General features: G+C 59.0%; 23 protein-coding genes and 1 other RNA gene. 9 read left to right on the plus strand and 15 right to left on the minus strand.

Annotation, left to right across the window (positions count from 1 at the left end; all coding sequences use genetic code 11):
- From J3P76_RS03765 to J3P76_RS03795, 7 genes are read left to right on the plus strand one after another with little or no spacing between them, the layout of a single operon-like run.
- Entirely contained in the window at window positions 1–1,257 is a 1,257-nt protein-coding gene (locus tag J3P76_RS03765; protein WP_434701550.1) for a DNA circularization protein, read from the plus strand.
- 3 nt (window positions 1,258–1,260) lie between these two features.
- A complete protein-coding gene (locus J3P76_RS03770) occupies window positions 1,261–2,376 on the plus strand; it encodes a phage baseplate assembly protein (RefSeq protein WP_434701551.1) in 1,116 nt (371 codons plus the stop codon).
- On the plus strand, window positions 2,373–2,879 hold the full coding sequence (locus J3P76_RS03775; RefSeq protein WP_217861836.1) for a phage baseplate assembly protein V: 507 nt from the start codon (window positions 2,373–2,375) through the stop codon (window positions 2,877–2,879). Before J3P76_RS03770 ends, J3P76_RS03775 begins: the two co-directional genes overlap by 4 nt.
- The gene (locus J3P76_RS03780) at window positions 2,879–3,277 is read left to right on the plus strand and encodes a phage GP46 family protein (RefSeq protein WP_434701552.1); all 399 of its coding nucleotides are present in this window, start codon (window positions 2,879–2,881) and stop codon (window positions 3,275–3,277) included. The genes J3P76_RS03775 and J3P76_RS03780 overlap by 1 nt, the downstream gene beginning before the upstream one ends.
- Window positions 3,267–4,304: a baseplate J/gp47 family protein gene (locus J3P76_RS03785; RefSeq protein ID WP_434701554.1), complete on the plus strand. Its 1,038-nt coding sequence runs from the start codon at window positions 3,267–3,269 to the stop codon at window positions 4,302–4,304. Before J3P76_RS03780 ends, J3P76_RS03785 begins: the two co-directional genes overlap by 11 nt.
- Entirely contained in the window at window positions 4,295–4,894 is a 600-nt protein-coding gene (locus tag J3P76_RS03790) for a YmfQ family protein (RefSeq protein ID WP_434701555.1), read from the plus strand. Before J3P76_RS03785 ends, J3P76_RS03790 begins: the two co-directional genes overlap by 10 nt.
- 10 nt (window positions 4,895–4,904) lie before the next feature.
- On the plus strand, window positions 4,905–6,110 hold the full coding sequence (locus tag J3P76_RS03795; protein ID WP_434701556.1) for a hypothetical protein: 1,206 nt from the start codon (window positions 4,905–4,907) through the stop codon (window positions 6,108–6,110).
- A gap of 183 nt (window positions 6,111–6,293) precedes the next feature.
- Here the strand turns inward: J3P76_RS03795 and J3P76_RS03800 are convergent, their stop codons facing one another.
- Complete coding sequence (locus tag J3P76_RS03800; RefSeq protein ID WP_434701557.1) at window positions 6,294–7,214, minus strand: alpha/beta hydrolase family protein; 921 nt, start codon at window positions 7,212–7,214, stop codon at window positions 6,294–6,296.
- Window positions 7,215–7,295: 81 nt separating this feature from the next.
- On the opposite strand from J3P76_RS03800, the gene J3P76_RS03805 reads away from it, so the two are divergent.
- Together J3P76_RS03805 and J3P76_RS03810 are read left to right on the plus strand one after the other, a co-directional pair.
- Window positions 7,296–7,829: a glycoside hydrolase family 19 protein gene (locus J3P76_RS03805; protein WP_434701558.1), complete on the plus strand. Its 534-nt coding sequence runs from the start codon at window positions 7,296–7,298 to the stop codon at window positions 7,827–7,829.
- The gene (locus J3P76_RS03810; protein WP_434701559.1) at window positions 7,826–8,341 is read left to right on the plus strand and encodes a lysis system i-spanin subunit Rz; all 516 of its coding nucleotides are present in this window, start codon (window positions 7,826–7,828) and stop codon (window positions 8,339–8,341) included. The genes J3P76_RS03805 and J3P76_RS03810 overlap by 4 nt, the downstream gene beginning before the upstream one ends.
- 115 nt (window positions 8,342–8,456) lie before the next feature.
- Here J3P76_RS03810 and J3P76_RS03815 read toward each other — a convergent pair whose 3' ends face one another.
- The 14 genes from J3P76_RS03815 to J3P76_RS03880 form a co-directional block, all read right to left on the minus strand.
- A complete protein-coding gene (locus J3P76_RS03815; protein ID WP_434701560.1) occupies window positions 8,457–8,675 on the minus strand; it encodes a hypothetical protein in 219 nt (72 codons plus the stop codon).
- Window positions 8,676–8,795: 120 nt separating this feature from the next.
- Window positions 8,796–9,329, minus strand: coding sequence for a hypothetical protein (locus J3P76_RS03820; protein WP_434701562.1), 534 nt, complete (start codon window positions 9,327–9,329; stop codon window positions 8,796–8,798).
- Window position 9,330: 1 nt separating this feature from the next.
- Window positions 9,331–10,392: a hypothetical protein gene (locus tag J3P76_RS03825; RefSeq protein ID WP_434701563.1), complete on the minus strand. Its 1,062-nt coding sequence runs from the start codon at window positions 10,390–10,392 to the stop codon at window positions 9,331–9,333.
- Between the two features lie 227 nt (window positions 10,393–10,619).
- Window positions 10,620–10,829: a hypothetical protein gene (locus J3P76_RS03830; RefSeq protein WP_434701564.1), complete on the minus strand. Its 210-nt coding sequence runs from the start codon at window positions 10,827–10,829 to the stop codon at window positions 10,620–10,622.
- A 166-nt stretch (window positions 10,830–10,995) separates the two neighbouring features.
- On the minus strand, window positions 10,996–11,343 hold the full coding sequence (locus J3P76_RS03835) for a helix-turn-helix domain-containing protein (RefSeq protein ID WP_434701565.1): 348 nt from the start codon (window positions 11,341–11,343) through the stop codon (window positions 10,996–10,998).
- Window positions 11,344–11,352: 9 nt separating this feature from the next.
- Complete coding sequence (locus J3P76_RS03840; protein WP_434701566.1) at window positions 11,353–11,556, minus strand: helix-turn-helix transcriptional regulator; 204 nt, start codon at window positions 11,554–11,556, stop codon at window positions 11,353–11,355.
- Between the two features lie 302 nt (window positions 11,557–11,858).
- The gene (locus J3P76_RS03845) at window positions 11,859–12,227 is read right to left on the minus strand and encodes a helix-turn-helix transcriptional regulator (RefSeq protein ID WP_434701567.1); all 369 of its coding nucleotides are present in this window, start codon (window positions 12,225–12,227) and stop codon (window positions 11,859–11,861) included.
- A gap of 289 nt (window positions 12,228–12,516) precedes the next feature.
- Window positions 12,517–12,910, minus strand: a transfer-messenger RNA (tmRNA) gene (gene ssrA, locus J3P76_RS03850).
- Between the two features lie 95 nt (window positions 12,911–13,005).
- Complete coding sequence (locus tag J3P76_RS03855; RefSeq protein WP_420765600.1) at window positions 13,006–13,287, minus strand: hypothetical protein; 282 nt, start codon at window positions 13,285–13,287, stop codon at window positions 13,006–13,008.
- 128 nt (window positions 13,288–13,415) lie between these two features.
- Entirely contained in the window at window positions 13,416–16,226 is a 2,811-nt protein-coding gene (locus J3P76_RS03860) for an FAD-binding and (Fe-S)-binding domain-containing protein (RefSeq protein WP_434701568.1), read from the minus strand.
- The gene (locus J3P76_RS03865; RefSeq protein WP_434701569.1) at window positions 16,223–16,894 is read right to left on the minus strand and encodes a LutC/YkgG family protein; all 672 of its coding nucleotides are present in this window, start codon (window positions 16,892–16,894) and stop codon (window positions 16,223–16,225) included. Before J3P76_RS03865 ends, J3P76_RS03860 begins: the two co-directional genes overlap by 4 nt.
- Window positions 16,891–18,348 carry a LutB/LldF family L-lactate oxidation iron-sulfur protein gene (locus tag J3P76_RS03870; RefSeq protein WP_434701570.1) on the minus strand — a complete coding sequence of 486 codons (1,458 nt, stop codon included), beginning with the start codon at window positions 18,346–18,348 and terminating at the stop codon, window positions 16,891–16,893. The genes J3P76_RS03865 and J3P76_RS03870 overlap by 4 nt, the downstream gene beginning before the upstream one ends.
- The gene (locus J3P76_RS03875; protein ID WP_434701572.1) at window positions 18,345–19,169 is read right to left on the minus strand and encodes a (Fe-S)-binding protein; all 825 of its coding nucleotides are present in this window, start codon (window positions 19,167–19,169) and stop codon (window positions 18,345–18,347) included. Before J3P76_RS03875 ends, J3P76_RS03870 begins: the two co-directional genes overlap by 4 nt.
- A 149-nt stretch (window positions 19,170–19,318) precedes the next feature.
- Window positions 19,319–21,013: a lactate permease LctP family transporter gene (locus tag J3P76_RS03880; RefSeq protein WP_434607855.1), complete on the minus strand. Its 1,695-nt coding sequence runs from the start codon at window positions 21,011–21,013 to the stop codon at window positions 19,319–19,321.
- Between the last annotated feature and the right edge of the window lie 59 nt (window positions 21,014–21,072).

The raw sequence follows: 21,072 nt of genomic DNA on the forward strand, positions 1-21,072 counted from the left end.
ATGGCACGCAATTGGCGCGATGAACTGTTGCCGGCGTCGTTCCGTGGGATCAGTTTCTTGATCCCGCAGGCGTCGGTGCCGGTCGGCCAGAAGGGCCAGCTTCACGAATACCCGCAGCGGGACGAGCCGTTCTTTGAACAGCTCGGCAAGCAGGCCCAGGTGCACACAATGACGGCCTGGGTCATCGGTGATGACTGTTTCGAGCGGCGCGACAAGTTGCTTGAGGCGTTGCAGACCCCGGGCCCTGGTGAATTGGTCCATCCCTGGCTTGGGCGCATGCAGGTCAAGGTTGGCGATTGCAAGGTGTCCCACGAGCTGACCGCCGGCGGCATGGTCAGCTTTGACCTGACGTTCTACCCGGACAAGCCCCTGACGTTCCCGACGGCCAAGGTCAACAGCCAACAGCAAGTGGTGAAAGCTTCGGACAGCATGCTGGGATCGGCCTTGGAGCGGTACAAGCAGGCAATGGCGAAGGTTGACCAGGCCCGCCTGGGCCTGCTCCGTTTGCGCAATAGCCTGTCGAACGTCTACGCCGTCATCCAGCAGCAGTTCGCACCTTTCGTGGGGGTGTTCACCAACCTGACAGGGTTCGCCCAGTCATTGATGAATTCACCCGGGGCGCTGTCGTCGCTGTTCTCCAGCTACTTCAGCGACTTTTCGTTGCAGGATAGCGCTTTCACTGACACCAGTTCGAGCTACAAGAACGCGGTGGCCACCACCACACAGCAAACCGAGGCCGTGACCGCCATCAACACCGTGAGCCAGTCCGGCGGCATCGACTCGGCGGCCGCAGCCCAGGCGACCGCGAATCTGGTACAGGACGCGCTGTTGGTTCAGATGGCGCTGATCATCAGCGAAATGCCCATCGCCTCGCAGCCCGTCTCCAGCGGGTCAACGCCCAGCGTTGAGCAGCAGGCCATCTTGCCGGTGGTTCGGCCAGAGGTGCCCGTGGCGGACGACGTGCTACAGCTGCGCGACAGCCTCAGTGATGCGATTTTTGAAGCATCGCTGAAAGCCGATCCCGCTCATTACGTCGTGATGAACACGTTGCGCCAATCCCTAGTGAAACACCTGACGACGGTGGCCGAGTCTGGGGTGCGGCTGGTCGACATCACGCCGCCCGAAACCATGTCAACGCTGGTGCTGGCCTACCAGCGGTTCGGAGATGCCACCCGTTCGGCAGAAGTCGTGCAGCGCAATCGCATCAGGCACCCGGGCTTTGTTCCGGCGGCATCGATCAAAATCGCCCAGAGGTAGTCCATGACCGAAGATCAGAACACCGTCAGCCTCACGGTTGACGGTCTGGATTATTCCGGCTGGAAATCGGTCGAGATCGCCGCCGGGCTCGAGGATCAGGCCCGGTCGTTCACCCTGAGCATCACCTGGAAGTGGCCGGGGCAGAACGTCTCGGTACCGATCCGGCAGGGTGCCAAGTGCCATGTGCGTATCGGCGGCGACCTGGTGCTGACTGGCTGGGTGTTTTCTTCGCCGATCGACTACGACGACAAGCAAATCACAACGACCATCAGCGGCCGTTCATTGACTGCCGATCTGGTGGACTGTGCGGCCGTGAACAAGCCTGGGCAGTGGAACAACCAGAGCGTTCTCACCATTGTCAGGGCACTGGCGGCGCCGTATGGGATATCCGTGCGCACAGAGATCCCCGAGGGGGCGAAGCTGTCGGACCACACCATCGAGCCCGGCGAGACGGTTTTCGAATCCATCGACCGCTTGCTGACGTTGTTCCGGGTATTCTCCACCGACGATGCGCGCGGCATGGCCGTGCTGGCCCGGCCCGGAAGTGAAGGCCGGTCCTTCGATCATCTGGAGGTTGGCAAGAACATCCTCACCGGTAGCGCGCCGCTGGATTTCTCCGGGGTGTTCTCCGAATACCAGGTGCTCGGCCAACGCTCGGGCACGGATGATGAGTTCGGCGCGGCGGCGGCAGAGGTGTCGGCTGTCCTGACGGATGATCGAACGACCCGTAAGCGGGTGCTGATCATTCAAGAGTCTGGGCAGATGACCAGCGAGCTTGCACAGGCCCGGGCCAACTGGGAGCGCGGTACCCGCATGGGCAAGGCGCTGACCACCACCTACACCGTCCAGGGTTGGCGTCAAACAAACGGGGCGCTTTGGAAGCACAACACCCTGGTGCGTGTGATCGACCCGATCATCGGCTTCGACCGCTGGATGCTGATCGCCCGGGTGACCTACACCCTGACCGACGCCGGCATGATCACGAAAATGGAAGTTGGCCCGCCGGACAGCTACGAGCCGGAACCGCATGACCCGCACAAGAACCGCAAGCTGAAGAAGGGCGGCAAGGCCGACAACTTCGAATACCTGATTCCCGCCGACTACGAGCCAAAACAATGACCGTGAAAAACATGCTGGCCCGCGGCACCGTGGTGCTCGTCGACGCCCTGAAGAAAATGCAGTCCTTGCAGATGCGCCTCACCGCCGGCGAACTGAAGGACAACGCCGAGCACTTCGAGCCCTACGGCTTCACCAGCAACCCGCTGGCCGGCGCCGAGGTGCTGACCGCCTTTATCGGCGGCGACCGCTCCCATGCCGTGGTGCTGGTCGCGGCTGATCGCCGGTACCGGATCCAGTCCATGAAGCCCGGCGAAGTCGCGATCTACACCGATGAGGGCGATAAGATCCACTTCAAGCGCGGCCGGATTATCGACATCGAAACCGGCACGCTGAACATCAAGGCCACGACGGCTGTGAACTTCGAGACGCCGGTGATTAACCAGACCGGCCAGATTGTCTCTGTAGGTGACCAGCTGGCCGGTGGCATCAGCCAGATCAACCACGTACACACCGGTGTCCAGGCCGGTAGCGGACAAAGCGGCGCGCCCGCTGCGGGGGGCTGATGCTTACTCAAGCTTCCGTTGAATCCGCGCTGATTCGGGCGGTGGTGATCAGCCTGTACACCTGGCGCCGCGCTGATACCGATGACCCGGTAGACGATGACCAGTTGTACGGCTGGTGGGGCGACAGTTACCCGGCCATCGCCGACGACCGCATCGGCTCGCGCCTCTGGTTGCTGCGCCGGGTCAAGCTCACCGGCGCCACGCAGCGTGACGCGGAGTTCTATGCCGCGGAGGCGCTGCGCTGGCTGATTGATGACGGGCATGTCCTGGACGTTTCCGTCAGCAGCGACAGAGCGGACACCAACCGATTGAACCTCGGTGTGGTCCTGACCATAGCGGACGGCACGCGCCTGGAAATCCCATCTACCCCTACATGGCAGGTGATCTATGCCGTTTGAAACGCCTTCGTTGCCGGTGCTGGTCGACCGCACCCAGAGCGACCTTGCCAGCGACACGCTGCGCCGTTCGGACGCCCAGGTGCTGGCGCGTACGCTGGCCGGTACCGCTTATGGCCTGTACGGCTATTTGGATTGGATCGCTGAACAGATCCTGCCCGACCGGGCGGACGAAGAGACACTGGAGCGGATTGCCCAGTTGCGCCTGACCCAGCCGAGAAACCCCGCGCAGCCTGCGTCGGGGACGGCTTCGTTCACCGCTGTGGCGGGCGCCGTGGTTGATGCTGAAACTGTGCTCCAGGCGGCAGACGGGCGCACCTACCGGGTAACGGCAAACGTCACCACCGTTGCGGGGCTCAACACCGTGGCGGTGGAAGCGGTAGACGCCGGAACCCTGGGTAACGCAGACGTCGGGCTGGCGCTGACGCTGGTTCAGCCCGTGGCAGGCGTTACCAACAGCTTCACCGTTCTGGCGCCTGGCCTCACTGGCGGCATCGCGCAAGAGAGCATCGAGTCGCTTCGTGCCCGGGTCATTCGCTCGTACCGCGTCATCCCGCACGGCGGGTCGGCGGCAGATTACGAAACCTGGGCGCTTGAGGTGCCAGGCGTTACCCGGGCCTGGTGCCGAGGAAACTACGTTGGACCCGGAACGGTGGGCCTGTTCGTCATGCGAGACGGTGACGACGTGCCCGTGCCCAATCCTGCCCAGCTTGCCGAGGTGAAGGACTACATCGAGCCGCTTCGCCCTGTGACTGCTGAGCTGTACGTGCTGGCGCCCGTTGAGGTGCCGGTGACCTACAGCATTCACCCGGTACCGGACACCACGGCGATTCGCGCGGCCATCCAGGCACAGCTTATTGACCTGCACGACCGTGAAGCCGGCCTGGGTGAAACCTTGCTGCTGACGCACATTGCCCAGGCCATCAGCGGCGCGTCCGGCGAAACGGACCACGACCTTGTGTCGCCTGTGGCCGATGTGCCGGCGGGCATCAACCAGTTGCTCACCTTCGGAGGCATCACATGGCTGTAGCGCGAACTGCCGACCAATATCGGCAGCAGCTGACCGGTCTGCTGCCGTCCGGCCCCGCCTGGGATCCTGAGCTGGTGCCGGAAATCGCGCTGGTTCTCGCTGGCGTGTCGCAGGAGTTCGCCCGGCTCGATGCCCGTGCAGTGGACTTGTTGAACGAGATGGATCCGGCCTACGTGAGCGAGCTGGTGCCCGACTGGGAGGCCATCATGGGCCTACCTGATCCTTGCCTGGGCCTAACCCCCGCGTTTGATGACAGACGCCTGGCGGTTCGCCGTCGACTCGTCGAGGTTGGCGGGCAAAGCATCTCCTACTTCATCGACATAGCCGTCAGCCAGGGCTACCCCGACGCCACCATCACTGAACATCGAGCGCCCCGAATGGGGCGTTCTCGTTTCGGCGTCGCGCGCTTTGGTGGTTGGAACGCCCAGTTTATCTGGACCCTAAACACCGGAGGCCGCCAGCGTCTAGGCCGGCGTTTCGGCGCGAGTTATTGGGGCGAGCGCTTCGGCGTGAATCCAGGCAACCCGCTCGAATGCCAGATCCGGCGCGCGGCGCCAGCGCACACCGTTGTGCATATCAATTACAACTGAGGGATAAAGCGTGGACTTTCCGAAAAGCGTGCCGAGCGTAGGCCTGGTAGATGGGAAATTTGTTGATGAGGACGTGGTAGCAGGAACACCCGGTTCGTTGATTCCTGCTCAATGGGGCAACGCTGTCACTGAAGAACTTCTGAACGTCATTGAGTCCGCCGGCCTAACCCCGGACGAAGACAACAACGCCCAGCTCTTGGCGGCCGTCAACTCGAAGATTGCTGCTGCGATTCCAGCAGCGCCGCCAGACGCGTCTACTACGGTCAAAGGGCTGGTCGAGCTCGCCACTAGTTTGGAGACCCAAACTGGGACGGATCCACAGCGTGTAGTCACTCCTTCAGCACTAAGTGCACGCACGGCCACCGACACGCGCACCGGCCTTGTTGAGCTGGCGACCAACTTAGAAACGCAGACCGGTACCGACCCCCAGCGAGCTGTGACGCCAGCAGGGCTCGCCTCTACTGCGACTACCTCAACGCTTGACGCGACAGTTGGAAAGCTCGCGCGTATCGGCGACTTTGGACTTGGCGGATCAGGCCCGGATGCGGCAAATGTGGACGCGATTACAGCAATGGGAGTGTATAGCGTATCCGCAAGCACGCCGGGCACGCTGCCATCTCCTGGAATGCTAGGGACATTGTTCCATTTGGAGCGAAACAGTTCTCTTGGGCGCGCTCAGATTTTTGTCGATTCGGCGGGCGCATTTTGGTACAGAAGCACTGTGTTCGGTACTGGCGCGTGGCGGAGCTGGTCTAACAATATGCCTGTTCAAGCAACAACATCTGTGGCGGGCATTGTTGAACTTGCCACGAGTGCAGAAACTACAGCGGGTGCAGATAATACGCATGTAGTGGTTCCAAGCGGCTTGCAGACAAAAATGTCTGGAGTTGTCTCAGGGCCATACCCGATTACTCCGGGGGCTCAAGCTGTTTTTAACCACAACCTCGGCGTAGTTCCGTTTATTGTTGAGTTCAGCTTTATTTGCATAAATGCTGAAGGTGGATGGTCGGCTGGAGATGTGGTCCATCGTGGTAACTGGTATCAGAACTCGTCAGGGACAGATATCTCAGTCGGGATATTTTGGTATGGAGAAACCTCCACCCAAGTTACATTTGGGGTTGGTTCTATAGCTATGCTGTTGCCTAGCAAAACCACCGGTTTACGGTTTTCTGCTACGGCTGCGAACTGGCGGTTCACTGCGAGGGTGATCGGATGAATGAGGAATTGAAATTTTTTGCGAATGACCATGGCACCTATCTAGGCGCCATGGGAGGTGAATTGTTGCCTGACTCGCCCCATCCTTACCCCGCGGGAGTGGAAGTCGATTCTGCTCCCGAAAGTATGACTTACCGATGGGACTTCGCTGAGAAGGTCTGGCTGCCTCCAGAAGACACCGATGCTACTTAGGAGCAGACATCTGCTTGCCCGTCGTGGTCGCCTTCTGTTGCTGTGCCAGGGCCCACGCGGCGGCCATTTCATGCTCGCTCGTTGAATGCCCTTTCTTTGGTGTCAGTATTGCAGTCAGATCCACGGCGTCTGGGCTTCCTGCCTCCGTTATACCGGAAATCAAATATATGGTTTCCGTAGTTCCAACCCGGTCATCATCGTTGTTGATCTGGATAAATACGTGTTTCTTCGAAAGAGCCGGGTAATAAGGCACCAGGGTGTACACCGATTTATTGGCTTTCGAGCCATCGAACTCTCGCAAGCGGAATACATCGGTGACGGGGGCCATTGCGATGACTGTAGTGATGCTCGGTATTTCGGCCGCCGCCTTCATCGCGATGTAGCCGCCACGAGATATGCCGAGGACGGTGACGTCCCCCAGTCGAGCGTTATGTTTGTCCGCTACATCGCTAAGCACAGATTTTAGACTGCTAATATAGCTGTCGAAAATGTTATCGCTCGTGTTGTCGGCTCTCACTCGCCAGCATTCCAAGCCGCTCCCTTCTTTTTTGTTTGTATCCTTGCCGTGGCATGGAACATCGATAGCCGCCACGCTATAACCCTTCGCAGATAAAAGTGCTCCAACAGGACTGTAAGTGTTGGTCATTGATTCTTTTATGTCGGTTGTAATAATAACCAGAAGCGGCCCGCCTCCTGTGCCCTGGTGATATCCGTACTCAGCGCCTGATTCTGTTCTCTCAAGGGTGTAGTCATATGCCGATGCAATAGCAGGGAGCATCATTGTTAGGGTAAAAATGATGGTTTTTAAATCGATCATCTTGGGGTGACCAGTCTCTTGGTGTTCAGTGCGAGTGGAGGCCAGCTGCTGCGATTGGTCAGGAGTGATACGAGACAAAGTGAGTTTCCATTTCATTGATTGTGTCGAGCCCCGCGCATCATACGGGCTGGCACTATGCCCGCCTAGTTGCGGGTTATTTTTTGCCTGGAGAAAGCCATGCCTGTTACCGCGCAGCAGTTGCGACAGATCCTCCCGAACGCTGGCGCTAAAGCCGGCTTCTTTGCGCCTGCCCTCAATACAGCTATGGGCCGGTACCAGATTATCGGCCTGCAACGTGTGGCGGCGTTTATCGCGCAGATCGGCCACGAGTCCGGCCAACTGCGCTACGTCCGTGAGCTGTGGGGGCCAACGCCGGCCCAGGCCCGTTACGAGGGCAGGGCAGACCTTGGCAACACCACGCAAGGCGACGGATTCAAGTTCCGAGGCCGTGGCCTGATTCAGGTTACTGGCCGGGCCAACTATGCCGAGTGCGGCGAAGCCCTGGGCTTTGACCTGATCAGCCAGCCTGAACTGTTGGAGCAGCCAGAGTGGGCCGCGAAGTCGGCGGCATGGTTCTGGTCCACGCGGGGGCTCAACGGGCTCGCGGATGCAGGCGCCTTCGAGAAGATCACCCGCAGGATCAATGGCGGGCAGAACGGCGCTGCTGATCGCCGGGCCCTGTACGAGCGGGCCTTGGAGGTTCTTGCATGAATCCAGCCACCCTAAAATTGCTGATCGCCAGCGTGGCCGTGGCGTTGATCCTGGCGATGAGCGCGACCTGGAAGATCCAGGACTGGCGGTATAGCGGTCGGTTGGCGGAGCAGGGCCGCCTGCACCTGGACGATCTGAACAAGATTAGTAGCGCGGCCGCCGCCCAGGCCCAGGCGGAGCAGGGCAAGCGCCTGGCCCTGGAGCAACGGCTGATCGCCAATGACCAAACCCACCACAAGGAACTGAGCGATGCTCAAACGAACCAGGCTCGCCTACGTGATCGCCTTGCCACTACTGATGTCCGGCTGTCAGTCCTCCTCGCCAAGGATCCAGCCAGTTGCAACGCGGTGCCTCCCACCGCCGGCGCCGGCGGCGTGGTTCATGGAGGAGCAAGAGCCCAACTTGACCCAGCGCATGCTCAACGAATTATCGCCATCACCGACGCCGGCGACCGGGGGTTGATCGCGTTGCGGGCTTGCCAGGCCTACGCTGAAGAAGTGAGTCGGCGATAGGCCTGATCAGGTCGGGCCGAACTACGCACAATAAAAAGCCCGGCGCTGGGCCAGGTCCTTGACGCACGTTACCACGCCTTTGGGTTGAGTTCATTGTGCTGGATGTGCGATGAGATCAGTGGAGTACAGGGGAAAAGAGTGCCTTGGCGGCCTCGTACAGCTGCTTCTCGATCTCAATCAGCTCGGCTTTTTTGATACCAATCGCGCTTTCGTAGCTGCAGGCCATGAGCCGCAGTAGCTCAAGGTCAGAAATATTCGCGAGATCATCTTTTAGGTCGGGACGCTCGCTGAGTAGAAGCGCTCGCATCTCTTCTGCGGATTTCGACTTGTCCATGCGTAATCCCTCCATAGATCAACTCGATTTTAGCCTATGAGAATGTGGGGCAATGGCCGCTGATCGCCAAGCTGGCTGAGGGGGTGGTCCTAGATACAGGAAGCCCGGCGCTGGGCCGGGCTATTTGTCTTTTGGTGATTGCAGGGCTGTTAGCTTTTTTCCGAGCTGCTTGTTGCGTTGGGCTCGCTCAGAAACCTTGTTCTTGAAGTCGGCCAGCTCTCGGCTCTCACTCAAAATCAGGAAGAGGCTCGCCATACTCACACCCAAGCTCGAGCCTGTGAAAATGGTGATGAGGTGGTAAACCTTCCAATTTCCGGTTGAGAAGAGCAGGCCAAAGCCAATAATCAGTGCTGACGCCGCGTAGAACAATATGGCGAACTGAATTTGACGAAGTTTTGCGCTGACCGTCTCGGTTACCCTGCGCCGCTCGCTACCAGTTATTCCCTTAATCTCCCTCAAGCCATTGAAGTTCACCCATAGCTGAGTGGCAAACGTAAGGGGAATCAAAAAGACGGAAATCAGACCCCACTGAACAGACGGCGGGGATGCCTGATCGAGTGATGAAATGATGTAATGGGCAAGAATCCCACCCATAGCGGCGCAAAGCAGCACTGCAAGCGTGCCACCCCCTGTCCATCCGCCTTGGTTTCTCATATCACAGATCATCCGCCGTTATTGCTGGATCAGCATCTCCTTGTCTGAGCTTGCCGACCAACCAGCCGTGCATTTTATGGTACAGAATGCCTTCGTCCAACAGTCCATTTATCAATTTTGTAACCGAAATCGGACCACAAAGACGCAGGTCACCTCCTTTGAGCTCACCGCCGCCGGCCAGTTCAACCCTCACATCCGCCTCTTCGGCGTGTCGAAGCGAGGTCGCGATGTTGTCAATTACGACTTGACCGATCCTGGTTGTCTGTCGGAGGTACGTGATTTCAAGACTGACCTTGAGGTTAGCATCATCCAGATCCTCTTCAAGGTCGAGTCTATTAAACCAATCGGCCCCCATAGCGGCCTTGATCACGTCGCCAGCGAAACCAGTAGGGAAAAACCGAACCCTACGGGCGTTGACTTCCACTTCTTCTTGCTGCGCCAGGGGTTCAGGCTGGCGTTCGCCTTCGGGGATATTCTGCGCAGTAGTGATCGGTGCGCCAATTTGTATTTTTTTCACCGGAGCCCTAGCGATTCGCTCGTAAGTCTCCTGGGAAGGCTGGTCTTGCAGAATGATTGCCGTCCCGACAGCAACCCCACCAAAGCTGCCGATTAGCCAGCCAAGATGAGCTTCAAGTTCTCTGGATCTCAACTGGCTAGATTGAAGGACGACAAGGTGATTTTCGAACACGCCGAAATACAGGAACGAGTCCACAAACTCTCGTCTATGACGCTCTCTATCGAAAGGGCCTTCTATATTGTTGAGCGCCTCGTTAGTCAAGGCGTCCAGCGCGTACGAGTCTGCGTCTTCATTGAGTGTAATATAGGCCTGACTTCGACCCGGCTCAAAATAGATCATCTGACAGAACAGCATGCCATTGTAGTCGCGCTTATGGTTGACTACCCGAAAGCTGGCGGTGTCAGCATTCACAATCTCTTTGCGCTGCCCAACTCTGTGCGCTGGGCTTTCGTCGGCAAATACTCTGGCAAGGATTTCCTGTAAATTCCCGCCACCACTGATGACTGCTCGCTTGTAGTGAATCGTTTTCGTTACTGACTCAGCCATGCCCCTCTCCCTGGTAACGCAATAAGTGCAGATTCTCTGGTCTTATCTTTCTTCTTTTGAGTTTCCGACTCGCGACCTATTCCAGCTTGGTACGCGTTATCTGCCCGGCCTTCACCTCATCCGCATAGCTTATCAGCCGACTCTCGTTATCATGAAGGATGGCGGGCCGGCCAGCAATCAATGCTGTATGCGTTCCGGCGAAGCTGGGGTCGACGAGCTGCGCGACCTCACTCGAGCGTCATCAGGACCGCGAGCGTCATCTTGATGAACTCTTCGTTCTTGTCGATGGTATCCAGGGCACCCCGCACATTATCGACGACGTCGGCCGAGCCGCGCGCTTTGACCCAGTTGGAAAGCTCCATGATGTCCGCTTCGAGAGCCAGCTGGTTTTCGTTGATTTTGTACAGCAGGGAGGGAAGCAGGTCTGAATTCGGCACGTGACGATTCCTTTGGCAATGGAATCAGCGTAGCAGTCTGAGACGGGGCCGATAGGCCGGCAAGACGCCAGGGGTGCGAGGTTCTAATACTATCCTTAGCAGTGTTACAGCTGAACTCTTCGGAATCCTCACTCTCCTCTCTGGCTCGTGATTCGTCTGAGGTTGATCAAAGGTTAGGATTCTTCGGTCTGGCCTGGAGCAGCTCGTCGAGTTCTTGGGTGAGTTGGGCTGGAGACTTTGATCCTCTGGCTCCTGCTTGATTTGCAATGCTGGGGGCAGGGTTGCAATTTGAGCGTTGGGTGGAAGTCACGCTTGCGTCGGCTTCCCCATCAACCAAAGCTTGTAGTCTTTCTGCGTGAACCCTTAATGGCCCAAAGCTTCGCACGCATGGGATGCGACCTTCCTTTGCAAGACGATAGGCAGTGGTGCGACCGATACCCAATAGGGATGCGGCCTTTGTTATTGATATCAGCGTCATGATAGTGCTCTCCTTTTCACAGATTTCAGTCGTCATCGGCGTCTTTCATTTTGGTACGAGCGAGTCCATCCACTCAATTATCGCTGACTGACGCCACGCTACTGAATTGGGGCCTATCCTCAGCTGTTTTGGAAAGGTGCCTTCCCTGATGCGGCGGTAAACCGTGTTGCGGCCAAGGCCGGTCACGTGGAGTACCTCTTCGAGGCGCATGAAACGGTCGATGCTGTTTGTTTCGGCTCTGCTTTGCATGGGCCGCTCTCTCTTCAGCGAAGAGCTACGAGCGTCGGTGGCGGCCGGCGCTTCCTGCCCACTTTCGGCGTCTTGTTTTCGCCATCCCGGCAAGCGCGCAGGAACTCCTTCACATCATCCTTGAGCCAGCAATGCCTGGAGCCCATCTTGAATCCCTTCGGCAGCCAGTCCACGCCCCGCCGGATTCCCTCCCGCACTGAAGCCTCGGTCCGCCCGAGCATTTTCCCTAGGCCTGCTACGTATACGACCTCACACTCATCATCCACAAGCAACCTCCCAGGCAACGCATGCTTGGATCCTGATTAGAGCTTCCGTTTTTGTCTGCCTAACATCGTCTCTACCAGCCTTTCAAATTCTTCCTTGGTTGCGTGAGCGGGCGCCATTTTCCTATTGGCCACTCCAGGCTGCCTTCGCGATATTGGTTGTGCAACGGCCGCCGGCGGATGCATTGACATGTAGGTTGGTGGATGTTTTTCGATAGCGTTGGCGGCAATGTACGCATCGGCCCAGGCATCAAGCTCCACACGATCAAAGCCGACGCCCCGTTTGCCGATTGGGAACTCTCGCACGTTCGGTCGGACTGCCTTATTGAACTCATCCCGGCACATGCCCAGGTAGGCTGGTGCTTGAGAAACCCTAAGGATTCGAGGCTGAACGAGTAGTTTGGCCATGGATGCACGATTTTACGTTTTATCGAAGGGATTTTACGTTTTATGGAAGGTACGGCCCCTTCTGGCTGCGCAGCGGGCGGCAGTTTCGATTGGATGGATAGGCGCCGTACCTTAGTTGAGAGTAGCAGTAATTCAGTGGTCCGCCAGTTGCGCTAGGCGAGGCCCGGACTGCTCGCGACAGTCACTGCCGGGCTGTCATAAAGCTGGCATAACCGAGCCAAAACCACCCATTCAGGCACAAAAAAGGCACTTGCGTTAGACGCTAAGTGCCTGATTTATATAGCTTATTTGGTGGAGCCGGGGGGATTTGAACCCCCGTCCGCCAGTACTCCGCTGTCGGTACTACATGCTTAGCCGTGTCTATTGAGTTAACCCGCAGCGACCCGACGGGCAGGGTGCTTTGGGCGAGTTGTGTAAGTTTTAGCCGCTTCGTCCACAACGTACTGCACGGCGATTCCGTTCTATATGACAATCACTTTGGGTTTACGGACATCCCCTGGTGATTGCTGGACCCGAAGGTACCAGAAGGGAAGGGCTAAGGCTGCTTACGCAGCGAGAGCGTATTCCCCGTAGGTTTCGTCATTGGCAACTATAGGAAGTTGCAACAGTGGATTTACGAGTTCTGTTACCAACTCGGCATGCACCTAAAGTTTCGCAACCGGCGTCGAATCCTAAACGGCCCCGAACCTGGCACTCCGTGAATCTCTGGAGCGACAGGCCTGCGTAGTGTACGCCAATCGAGCGAGCAGGCCAACCCGAAGGTTGGCCTGCTCATCGATCACTTGTTGGTGCCGTCAGAGGTTTTTCTGATTTCCAGGATGGTCCGATCGGTTTCGGCGACACAATCGTCAACTTTCCCTTCGGCCTTGAGCGCCTTTGCCTTCGCCACGCTGGTTTCCACACGGCCCTGTAAGTCGGGTGAAGACTGATACTGCGTCTTGGCGTTCTCGATGGTTTGGATATTGGTGTCACACTGGCTGTCCGGCTTACTTGCTGCGAACGAACCGGTTGCCAACATTGAGGCGGTAACGAACAGACCTAACAGTGCAGAACGCTTCATATCTATCTCCTTGAACTGAGGATCCAGACTTCGCTGGCCGTCAGGACGGATAACCGAATGGAGGGAAAGCCCCGATCTTCAGGGCTTGTTCTGTGGACTACCGTCTCGCTCAAGGGTTCTATTTTTCTTCACGTCACCCTGGCACGGGTCACTCGATCAACCAGGTAGACCAGGCCGTGGTAGTCGATTGCGCCATGCTGCGTAAGACCGATCTCACAGGTCCGGCTGGTGGAAATTCCCTCGCTGCAATGCTGTACCGCGTCCTTCAAGGTGCGTAATGAGTGGGCGTTCAGTTCCGGCGTGGTGAAACCTTTGTCACCGGCAAAACCGCAGCAATGGATGCCTTCAGGTATGACCACGTTTTTGCTGCACCTGCGCGCCAGGTCAATCAACGCCTGGCTTTCACCGAGGTGTTGGGTGCTACACGTGACATGCACTGCGATAGGCGCCTCCTGTGGCATGAAGTCGAGGCGATCCATCAAGTGCGTGCGAATGAAGCGCACCGGGTCGTAGAGATCCAGGCGTACGTCACTCAAGTCCTGGACCAGGCGCAGGGTGCAGGGGCTGGTGTCGCAGTAGATCGGGTCGAGTCCGCCCCGGCTGGCTTGCAGCAACGCGCCGATCAGTTCCTGGCGTTTCTGCTCGGCTTGGTCGGCGTAACCTTTGGACGCAAAGGGCTGGCCGCAGCAAAGGCTGTCCACATTGTCCGGGATGACAACTTGATAGCCGGCCTTTTCCAACAGGCCACGAGTCTTGTCATGCAGCGACATTTGTTCCTTGTCCCCTGCCGCAGGTCCCATGACTCGCGACACGCAGGCCGCCAGATAAACCACTCTGGGTCGTTCATCCGACACGGCGGGACTGAATCGAATGGCCCTTTCCGGCTGCGGCATGGCGTGGGTCCACTGTGGGACCTGGCCTTTGGACAAGCGTGTCAGTCCTGCGGACAAACGCGCCAGCCTCGGCGCCCCCAAGAGCATCCGCGCACCATTGGCAACATGCAGGGTAAAGCGCGCCCCTTGCAATGCGGTTGTGAAATTACTCGCAAGCCAGTCGGCGGTTTTCGTACGCGTCGCGTCACGTCCGCGGAGCTTTTTAACCAGTTCGCCGGTATTGATGCCTACAGGGCAGCGTTGGGCGCACAGCCCGGTGGCGGCGCAGGTGTCGATGCCCTGGTATTGATAGGCCGCTTCGAGCTGCGAAGTGTCCATGCCATCGCGTTTTTTCGCCTGGATGTCCCGCCAGATCACGATGCGCTGGCGCGGGCTCAGGGTCAGGTCTTTGGACGGACACACCGGCTCGCAGAAGCCGCATTCGATGCACTTGTCCACAATCTCATCGGCGGCTGGCAAGGGTTTGAGGTGCTTGAGATGAATCTGTGGGTCCTCGCTGAGCACCACATCCGGGTTGAGAATGCCGTTGGGGTCGAGCAGGCGTTTGAGTTGCCACATCAATTGATAGGCATCGCTGCCCCATTCCAGCTCGACGAACGGCGCCATGTTGCGGCCGGTGCCGTGCTCGGCTTTCAGTGAGCCGCCAAACTCCACCGCCACCAGGTGCGCCACGTCATCCATGAACGCCTGGTACCGTGCGACTTCTTCGGTATTGTTGAAGCCCTGGGTGAAGACGAAGTGCAGATTGCCCTCCAGCGCGTGGCCGAAAAGGATCGCTTCGTCGTAGTGATGTTTGTCGAACAGCGCGATCAGGCGATTCACGCCGATAGCCAGTTGTTCGACCGGGAAGGTCACGTCTTCGATGATCACAGTGGTCCCGGTCTTGCGAACCGCGCCCACGGCGGGGAAGGTGTCCTTGCGGATCGCCCAGAGGCGAGCGTTTTCCCGTGGGTCTTCGGTGAAGTCGACCTGCTTTTCCACCGGGAAGCCGGCCAATGAGGCCATGATCCGTGCCAGCTGTTCTTGCAGCAATGATGACGAAGCCGCGCGGGATTCGATCAGCAGGGCGCAGGCATTGTTCGACAAATGCTGTACGAAATCCGGCATGCCGGGTTTGTCCTGTACCGAACGCAGGCTGCGGCGGTCCAGCAGCTCGACGGCGGAAACCGGCTGGCTTTTCAACACGGTGACGGCGTTGCAGCAGGTTTCCACGTCCGGGAATACGATCAGCGCTGACGCTTTGTTCGGGTGATCGATGACGGTGTGGTAGGTCACCGCGCTGATGAAGCCGAGGGTGCCTTCGGAGCCCACCAGCAGGTGGCTCAAGATATCCACAGGCTCGTCGAAATCCACCAAGGCGTTGAGCGACAGGCCGGTGGTATTTTTCAGACGGTATTTGTGGCGAATTCGGGCGGCCAGTTCCGTGTTGGCGCGGGTCTCGCGGCCGAGGGTCGCCAGTCGTTCCAACAGTTCACCGTGGCTCGTTCGGAACGCCGCCACGCTGGCGGCGTCTTCGGTGTCCAGGCGCGTGCCGTCGGCCAGGACCAGGCGGATGCCGGCCAGGGTGTGATAGGTATTCTGTGCGGTGCCGCAGCACATGCCGCTGGCGTTGTTGGCGACGATACCACCGATCTTGCAGGCATTGATCGACGCTGGGTCAGGGCCGATCTTGCGCCCGAACGGGGCGAGCCAGGCGTTGGCCTGAGCGCCGATCACGCCGGGTTGCAAACGAATCTGCGTGCCCTGCTGGCGAATCTCGCGACCGTTCCAGTTATCCCCCAACACAATCAGCACCGAGTCGCTGATGGCCTGGCCGGACAGGCTGGTGCCGGCCGCGCGGAACGTGACGGGAACGCGATCACGCTGGGCCAGTTTCAGCAGAGCAATCACTTCGTCTTCGGACTCGACGCGTACCACCAGTTTCGGAACCAGCCGATAGAAACTGGCGTCGGTGCCGAACGCCAAGGTCGACAGCGGGTCGTCGAAACGTCGCTGCTGCGGGATCAGCTGTAGGACATCGCGCAGGAAAGGGGCCGGAAGTATCATTGGTCCTCCAGGATCAGCACCACCAGATCCTTCGGGCCATGGGCGCCATAAGCCAGGACTTGCTCGATGTCGGCGGTTTTCGACGGACCCGATACCAGCAGGGCGTTGGTGGGCATGCCCTGGGCCCACTCGAATTCCTGTTGCACTTCATAGAAGTTGTCGCGGATCTCGCTGGCCTTGAGCAAGGCGAAATGCACCGGTGGGACGAGGCTCATCAGTCGCGGTTCTTCCCGCGTCGGCCACAAAATCAGGCTGCCGGTCGCGGCGATGGCACCCAGGGTGCCGGTCAGGCTGGCGGGGGTTTCGTTGAACAGTTCGGCTTTCCATTCTTCCACAGGCCGATCGTAGGACTTAAGAGCAGGCAGGTCCGGATTGTTCGCCCAGAACTGTGCGATTTTTTGCCCGTGAGGCGTCGTCGGGGCGATCAGCAGGCTCGGCAGTTGGCGGTCCCGCAGCAGTTGCGCCAGCAGCGTCGGCCAGTTGTCACCAGAGGTCAGGTGGATCTCGGTGTGTACCGCCTCCATCAGCTTGCGCAATTGCGGGATGCGTTCTTCGGGTGCGTAGCGGTAGGTCTGCGTCACCAATTCGACGTCATAGTTGTCGGCAACCGGAGTTGTGCCTGTGAGGCTTTTACGCAATTTGGCGAGGATATTTTCCTTGGCGCTCATCGGCGGTCTCCCTGCGGGTTCAGGTGGTCGCGGGCCAGGTCATGCAGCGAGCGGGCGGCGGGTTTCGGGGCGCTGTGGTTCTGGGTCCAAGGCCCGACGTTCTGCGGTGTCAGGGCGCGCAGGCGCGTGGCGAAGAACGCGAACAACCGGTACAGCCGTGGCGAGCTGTTGAGCCGGGCCCAGGCATTCCAGATGAACCGTTCCTTGGCCGAGTATTTGCTGCCCTGGCCGCGCATCACCGGGTTAGGGCTATCCGGTGCCTTGACGTTTTCCTCTCGCAGCCGCCGCAACAGGGCCGGGATCGGAATCTTCACCGGACACACTTCGCCACAGGCGCCGCACAACGAGGAGGCGCTTGGGTGATCCGGCACCTTCGCCAATCCGACCATGTGCGGCGTGATGATTTTTCCGATAGGCCCCGGGTAGACCTCACCGTAGGCATGCCCGCCAATTCGGGTGTAGACCGGGCAATGATTCATACAGGCGCCGCAGCGGATGCAATTCAGGGTCTGGCGCAGTTCGCTGTCGGCAAATGCCTGGCTGCGACCGTTATCCAGCAGGACCAGGTGGACTTCCTGAGGCCCGTCCAACTCATCGGCCTTGCGTGGCCCGGAGATCATGTTGACGTAGGTGGTGATCGGCTGACCCAGGGCCGAGCGTGTCAGCAGCGAAAGCAGCGGAACGACGTCCCGCAGGTTTTCCACGACTTTTTCGATGCCGGTCACGGCAATGTGCACCGGCGGCACCGTAGTGGACATCCGCCCGTTGCCTTCGTTTTCCACCAGCAGCAACGTGCCGGTTTCGGCGACGGCAAAATTGACGCCCGAAACGCCGATGTCGGCTTCGAAAAATTTCTGCCGCAAGACCTTGCGACCGATCTGAATGAGTTGGTCAACGTCCTTGGTGTACTCCACGCCAAGTTTGTCGTGGAACAAGGACGCGACCTGACCGGCATTCTTGTGGATCGCCGGCATAATGATGTGGGAAGGCTTCTCGTGATCGAGCTGGACGATGTATTCCCCCATATCGGATTCGAGACACTCAATGTCCCGAGCCTCGAGGAAATGGTTCATCTCCATCTCTTCGCTGACCATCGATTTGCCCTTGATCACTTGCCGCGCCTCGTGAGCGCGGATGATCGAAAGAACGATGCCGTTGGCTTCGTCCACCGTTTCCGCCCAGTGCACTTTCACACCGTTGCGGGTCAGGTTGCTTTCAAGTTGCTCGAGCAGGTCGGGCAGCTTGGATAACGCGCGGGCCCGGACAGCGTTGCCGAGCACTCGCAAATGTTCTCTTTCGTGGGCATCGCTGAAAGACGTTGCCCGTTTTGTCATCAGTGAATCCATCGCGCTGCGAAAGTTGTTTCGCAGTTGCGTGTCGTCCAGCGCCTTGTGGGCGCGGGCGCGAAAATCTTCCTGCACCTCAACGGTCGGAATCAGCGTCGGCGTGCTCATGCGGCACCTCCGGTTCGCTGCCAGAGGAAACTTGCCAAGTGTTGGCCGCGCAACGCTTCCTGCTGTTTTTCCAAGGCGCCGTTGATGTTCATCAAGCACCCGCAGTCGGCGCTGACGACCTGGTGCGCGCCGGATTCCTTCAGCGCTCGGGTCTTGTCGGCCACCATCGCGCCGGAAATATCCGGCATGCGAACGCTGAACGTCCCACCAAAACCACAGCATTCACTCTCATGGCTGTGGTCGACTCGCTCCACATTGCGCAGCTGGGCCAACAACGCACGGCCATGCAGGTGGGTGTTCATTTCCCGTCGTGCCGAGCAAGACGTATGCAGCGCGACCTTCACTGGCGTGCCACTGTCGTTCAATTGCACCTTGCAAACGAACAGCAGGAACTCCGCCAATTCATAGGTCCTGGCGGCCAGCGCCTGGACCTGCTTGAGCATTTGCGGCTCGCCCTTGAACAGGTCGGCATAATGCTCGCGCAGCATGCCGGCACATGAGCCCGAAGGCACGACCACCGGGTAATCCTCGGCGAATAACGCCAATTGCGCCCGCGCCACTGTCCGCGCCTGTTCGGTGTAACCCGACGTGTAGGCCGGTTGCCCACAACAGGTCTGGCCCTGTGGGTAGTCCACCCGGATTCCTTCGCGCTCGAGGAGATGAATCGCATCCATCCCGGCTTCGGGGTAGAACAGGTCGACCACGCATGTCCCGAAGAGGTAGACCCGAGCAGGTTTCTCGCTGGGGTATTGCCGGGGCTCGGGCAATGGCGGGGCGACACGGGTCGCGTTCGGCACGGCGTTATAAAAAAGCTCGCTCATCAGGCGTGTCTCCGGGTGGTCCCGGTTATCCGTCTGCTGAGGCTGCTGAATATAGAGGGGAAATCTTTCAGCAGCCTTGCAGACCCGGTTGTGAATAGCGGACGACGATTACGGTTCGGCGTCGGTTTTTTCAGTGCTTCGTGTAGTACTCAGTGAACCAGCATGCCGGTGAACCAGTAGGCCTGAGCCAGCGTGATCAGGCCAACGATCGTTGCAAAGAATAGGCTGTGTTTCAGGGTGAAACGGAACAGATCGGATTCTTTGCCAACCAGCCCGGTCGCTGCGCACGCCACGGCGATCGATTGTGGCGAAATCATCTTGCCGGTCACGCCGCCGCTGGTATTGGCCGCCACCAGCAAGGTGTCATTGACGCCGATCTGGTGCGCGGTGGTCGCTTGCAGCGAACCGAACAGCGCGTTGGACGAGGTATCGGAGCCGGTCAGGAACACGCCCAGCCAACCGAGGAACGGCGAGAAGAACGGGAACGCTGCGCCAGTGCCAGCCAATACCAGGGCCATGGTCGACGACATCCCCGAGAAATTGGTGACGAAGGCGAAGGCCAGCACCATGCCGATGGACAGGATCGGCCAGCGCAACTCAAAAAGCGTCTCTTTAAAAGTGGTAAGACCAGTTCTGAAATCGATTTTCAACACCAGCATCGAGATCAACGCGGAGAAGAAAATCGCTGTGCCGGTCGCCGAAATCGGATCGAGCTTGAACACCGCCGGGATGGCGGTCGGGTTGACCACGATTGGCGCGGACTTGATCACCAACTGGTCCAGGTGCGGGATCGCGAAGTTGAACACCCAACCGTACATCGAGCCGCCAGGGGCGAACATTGCCTTGAATGGCTTCAGCGTCCAGATCGTCACCAGCACGGTGAGGATCAGAAAAGGCGACCACGCCTTGATGATTTCTCCCAGGCTGTAGGGGGACGCCACGGTGCTGCGAGGCTGGCCGAAACCACCGGCGCTGGCGGTGATGGCTGCGCTGGACGTTGCGCCGGCGATCTGGGCGCCTGCGGTGCGCTTGGGCTGCCAGATTTTCAGGAACAACGTCAGCGAGACCAGGCTGGCCAGGGCCGAGGTGATGTCTGGCAGTTCCGGGCCGATGAAGTTCGAGGTGAGGTACTGAGTGATGGCGAAACTCAAGCCCGCCACCAGTGCCGCCGGCCAGGTTTCTCGCACGCCGCGCAGGCCATCCATCATGAATACCAGCCAGAACGGCACGAACAGCGACAGCAATGGCAGCTGTCGGCCGGTCATGGCGCCGATCTTGAACGCATCGATGCCGGTGACTTGGCCTGCCACGATTATCGGGATGCCCAGCGCGCCGAATGCCACCGGGGCGGTATTGGCGATCAGGCACAGGCCCGCGGCATAGAGGGGATTGAAGCCCAGGCCCACCAGCAATGCGGCGGTAATCGCGACGGGCGCGCCGAAGCCGGCGGCACCTTCCAGGAAGGCGCCAAAGCAGAAGCCGATCAGCAGCACCTGAAGGCGCTGGTCGTCGGTGATCGACAGCACCGAGCTGCGGATCACTTCGAACTGGCCGCTCTTGACGGTCAGCTTGTAGAGAAATACCGCGGCAACGATGATCCAGGCGATAGGCCACAACCCATACGCAAAACCATAACCCGCCGCCGCGAACGCCATGTCCGCCGGCATCTGGAATGCAAAAATCGCGACCGCGATCGCCAGCGCCAGGGTGATGCTGCCGGCCACGTGCCCCTTGAGGCGAAACACCGCCAGGGCAAGGAAGAAAAATACGATTGGAATGACGGCCGCGAGTGCGGACAGGCCTAGGCTGCCGAGCGGACTGTAAAGCTGTTGCCAGGTTTGCATATTGGGTGAGCCCCTAATTGTTTTTGGTCAGGCACTGGTCAGCGGCTTTGGATAATTGG

The sequence above is a fragment of the Pseudomonas sp. D1-36 genome (assembly GCF_051132205.1).
Lineage (GTDB): Bacteria > Pseudomonadota > Gammaproteobacteria > Pseudomonadales > Pseudomonadaceae > Aquipseudomonas.